The following is a 2568-nucleotide window of genomic DNA, read 5'->3' on the forward strand; positions in this document are numbered from 1 at the left end:
GCAGTGGGGTGGTGAAGGAAAGTTTGATGGTTCGGTTGTTGTCGGAAGCGGCGATGCTTTCTGCGACAGCGGGGTTTTGAGTGGTGCTTACTGCTGTAGCGCGACATGCGGCTTTTGTGGCGGATCCGGTTGTGGCGCTTTAGAGGGGACATGTTGTGGTGGCGGTGTCGAGGCTGTTAATCGTTCGTGCGATGACTTTCCCGCGCCTTGTACGGTGGGTTTGTAGGGGGCAACTATTGAGGTTACTACCTCAATAGTTGCCCTTTAGCTAATGCGCAATGAATGAATTGTGTATTAGCTCTTACGGTAAAACATGTAAGGCGTAGCTGGGTTTAATAGACGCTCGTTATTCGTCGATCACTCGAAAAGATAAATCGATCGCTTTGATGTGTTTTGTCAGTGCGCCTACTGAGATTCGGTAAGGCTGGCAGCTGGGTAGGGCTTCAAAATTATCCAGTTCCACATTGCCCGAAACTTCAAAAACACTGTTGGGTGCTGGGGTGTTTAAAATCTCCAGCGTATCTTCGTGGCTAAAGTTATCGAGCATAATAATGTCGGCTTTAGCGGCGAGTGCTTCCTCGAGTTCTGCGCGTGTTTCCACTTCTACCTGTACCGGCTTAGTTGGCACCATTATTCGCGCCTGCCCAATAGCGGGGCTAATTCCACCGCAGGCGGCGATGTGGTTTTCTTTGATTAAAAAAGCGTCCCATAAACCAATGCGATGATTGTGGCAGCCGCCCACAGCGACAGCATATTTTTGGGCGATGCGTAATCCAGGCAAGGTTTTTCGGGTGTCGAGTAAGGTAATTGCTGTGCCTTTAACGAGGCTGGCATATTGGCGCGCTAGGGTGGCGGTTGCGCTCAGGGTTTGTAATAAATTGAGTGCGGCGCGTTCGCCCGTTAACAGCGTGCGCGCATTGCCGCGGATTTCAAAAAGGGCTTCGTTGGCCTTCGCTTGCGCACCGTCATGCTTTAACCAGTTGATGCTGGTTTGAGTGCCGTACTGGGTGTCGAGTTGCGCAAAAATAGCATCGACCCAAGCGCTACCACAAACAACAGCATCTTCGCGGGTAATGACGTTGGCACTTATGGTTTTATTGTTGGGTATTAATGCTGCGGTAATATCGCCAGTATGAATATCTTCAGCTAAAGCCGCTGCAGCGTTAGCTTCTATTGCTTGTTTTAGCAGTGCTGGTTCTACGGCTAAGCCTAAAAACGGAGCCACTCTTAACCCTCTCGGTTGTGGGCACGCATAGCGCGTTGCTTTTGTTGTGACCAGTCGCGCTCTTTTTCGGTATTACGTTTGTCGTGCATTTGCTTACCTTTGGCGAGTGCAATTTCGCACTTCACCATATGGCCTTTCCAGTAAAGGCTGGTGGCAACAACGGTGTAGCCTTTTTGATTGACGGCTTCTTGTAGCCTGTCTATTTCTTTTCGCTTAAGCAAAAGTTTGCGGTAGCGTGTTGGCTCCGTTACAAAGTGTGTGCAAGCCGTGCCAAGGGGCTGAATTTGCGCACCCATTAGCCAAGCTTCGTCATTCTGAAAGTAGACGTAGCTTTCTGTGAGCTGGCCTTTGCCCTCGCGCAGACTTTTGACTTCCCAGCCTACTAAGGCTAAGCCCGCTTCAAAACGGTCTTCAATAAAGTAGTCGTGTCGCGCGCGACGGTTGCTCGCAATGGTATTACTCGACGGCTGTTTTTTCTTCTTTGTGCCCATGGTCTTTCTATCAAGGTTAGCGGGGCGGGTAGCCTAATGCATGTGTGCTGGCGTGTAAATAAGAGTGGGTACGCCGCAACCTCCGGTTTCTGGTAGAATCGCGCCTTTTCGACATATAGACATCGGTAGGCGGTAGCGCAGTTATGACAGACACAAACGGTAAAGTAGGTTTTGTATCGCTCGGGTGCCCTAAGGCATTGGTCGATTCGGAGCGAATTCTGACGCAACTGCGCACTGACGGCTACGAGGTGGTCCCCAGTTACGATGATGCGGATGTGGTGGTGGTTAATACGTGCGGTTTTATTGATAGCGCCAAACAAGAGTCCCTTGATGCCATTGGCGAAGCCATGAAGGAAAATGGTCGCGTTATTGTGACTGGCTGTATGGGTGTGGAGGAAGATACTATCCGCAAAGCGCACCCTAATGTGTTATCGGTTACGGGCCCTCAGCAGTATGAACAGGTGGTTGGCGCTGTGCACGAGGCTATTCCGCCCACGCGCAAGCACGATCCCTTTTTAGATTTGGTTCCGCCGCAGGGTATTAAGCTGACGCCTCGTCACTATGCGTATTTAAAAATATCCGAAGGTTGTAACCACAGTTGCTCGTTTTGCATAATCCCTTCAATGCGGGGCAAGCTAGTCAGTCGCCCGGTTGGTGACGTGCTAGACGAGGCCGAGCGCTTGGTGAAAGCGGGCACGCAAGAGCTGCTTGTGGTTTCCCAAGATACCAGCGCCTACGGTGTGGATATGAAGTACCGCACGGGTTTTTGGCAGGGTAAACCGGTTAAAACCAAAATGTATGATTTGTGTAATGCCTTGGGCGACTTAGGCGCTTGGGTGCGCTTACATTACG

At 50.8% G+C, this 2568-nt stretch carries 4 protein-coding genes; 2 read left to right on the forward strand and 2 right to left on the reverse strand.

What is annotated here, in order from left to right:
• Positions 1–226, forward strand: a 226-nt coding sequence (locus tag AC3A8L_RS09145) for a hypothetical protein (protein WP_487961939.1), incomplete at its 5' end; no start/stop codon positions are given.
• Between the two features lie 120 nt (positions 227–346).
• Here the strand turns inward: AC3A8L_RS09145 and nadC are convergent.
• Together nadC and smpB are read right to left on the reverse strand one after the other, a co-directional pair.
• Complete coding sequence (gene nadC / locus AC3A8L_RS09150; protein ID WP_487961940.1) at positions 347–1225, reverse strand: carboxylating nicotinate-nucleotide diphosphorylase; 879 nt, start codon at positions 1223–1225, stop codon at positions 347–349.
• Between the two features lie 2 nt (positions 1226–1227).
• Positions 1228–1716: an SsrA-binding protein SmpB gene (gene smpB / locus AC3A8L_RS09155; protein ID WP_487961941.1), complete on the reverse strand. Its 489-nt coding sequence runs from the start codon at positions 1714–1716 to the stop codon at positions 1228–1230.
• 143 nt (positions 1717–1859) lie between these two features.
• On the opposite strand from smpB, the gene AC3A8L_RS09160 reads away from it, so the two are divergent.
• A partial coding sequence (locus tag AC3A8L_RS09160) for a radical SAM protein (RefSeq protein WP_487961942.1) occupies positions 1860–2568 on the forward strand: 709 nt, incomplete at its 3' end.

It is taken from the genome of Marinagarivorans sp. (assembly GCF_982758155.1).